Below are 1,509 nucleotides of genomic sequence, written 5' to 3'. Positions count from 1 at the left end.
CCCTCTTTGTCAAGCTGGTTGTGAGTCAAGGAACGATCAGTAGGGAGACAGGGCGATGACGATCAGTGTGGGGTTCACCACTGCCGAGATCCGTGAGTTTGTTCATGAGTATCAGTTGCTGCCGCATGGCACGAAGGGTGCCTGGTTGGCCGAGCGGGGTCTGTCGTATGACATGGTGCGACGGTGGCGTAGCACGGTCTTCGAGGGTGATCTGGATCGTGGCCTGGTTCCACGAGAGAGTAGAGCCATGGCTGTTCCACAGGACAAACGCACCGCGTTCGAGAAGGAGCGTGCGCAAGAACGTGCCGCTCAAGAGGCTGAGGTCAAGAAGCTGACTGCCCGGATCAAAGAGCTGGAGGACACCAACACGGCCCTGGGAAAAGCTATCGGGCTCTTGCACGCGATGAACGAGCAAGAGCCCACGGCGCCCCCGACGACGACCGCTCCATCGGATTCATCAACGACGAGAATGCCCTGATTTTGGAGTTGACCAGGATCACCGGCTCGCAGCGACAAGCGTTGGAGTTGGCAGGGGTGGCGCGCTCGTCGTGGCATTACCGTCAGCACCCACGGCCACGTGTGGCTAACCCGATCCCACAGCGCGAACGGGCTTATGAATCCAGGATCAGCACTGCCGATCAGGACCGCATCAGCGAGTTGATCCTGGCCGGCTGGGCAGAGCAGAATTCTGTGGATCACTCGTTCGCGACGGCCTGGGACAACGGTGTGATGCTCGCGTCGCGGCGGACCTGGTGGCGGATCGCTGCCCAGATCGAGGACCAGATGCTGCGCCCTAAGGTCCCCTCCCGCAAGGACCGCCGTCAAAGACGCGAGAAGCCCGTGGTCAAGGCCACCGGCCCTGGGCAGGTATGGTCTTGGGACATCACGGATCTGTACTCGCCCTGGCGGGGCAAGGTGTTCAAGGCCTACAAGATCACCGATATCTTCTCCCGCAAGATCGTCGGCTGGCGAGTCGAGGACCGCGAAGCCGACCACCTCGCTGTTGACATGTTCACCGCCGCGATCGCCGAGTACGGCGCACCCAAGATCGTGCACGCGGACTCCGGGCCCGCGATGACCTCGAACCTGCTACGTGACTACCTACACGATCAGGGCGTGGAACTGACCCACAACCGGCCCTACACCTCCAACGACAACCCGTTCTCCGAAGCAGGATTCCGAACACTGAAGTACCGACCCGGCTACCCGAAAGTGTTCACCGACCTCGACGCTGCCCGCGGATACATCGCCGAGTACGTGCCCTGGTACAACTCCCAACACAAACACTCCGGTATCGCGTTGTTCTCACCCGACCAGGTCCACGACGGCACCTGGAAACTCCTTTGGGAACACCGTGACCAAACCCTCCAGAACTACCACCAGCAGCACCCCGAACGATTCCGGGCACGCCCACACACACCAGCCCCCGCCCCCATCGTCGGCATCAACCTGCCCGACAAACAACCAGAAAAACAGGCCGCGTGACTCCACACAGCTTGACATTCAGCG

At 61.2% G+C, this 1,509-nt stretch carries 2 protein-coding genes; both read left to right on the top strand.

From position 1 onward, the window contains the following. Positions 1-55: 55 nt before the first annotated feature. On the top strand, positions 56-478 hold the full coding sequence (locus tag BUC15_RS18850; protein WP_073191653.1) for a hypothetical protein: 423 nt from the start codon (positions 56-58) through the stop codon (positions 476-478). Between the two features lie 212 nt (positions 479-690). Next, positions 691-1,485 (top strand): DDE-type integrase/transposase/recombinase, encoded by a 795-nt coding sequence (locus BUC15_RS18845; protein WP_139280370.1) that lies wholly within the window; start codon positions 691-693, stop codon positions 1,483-1,485. Positions 1,486-1,509: the final 24 nt, after the last annotated feature.

Origin of the sequence: Tessaracoccus bendigoensis DSM 12906 (assembly GCF_900141915.1) — a bacterium.
Taxonomy (GTDB): Bacteria; Actinomycetota; Actinomycetes; order Propionibacteriales; family Propionibacteriaceae; genus Arachnia; species Arachnia bendigoensis.
This window is presented reverse-complemented; position numbering and strand designations above follow the sequence as displayed.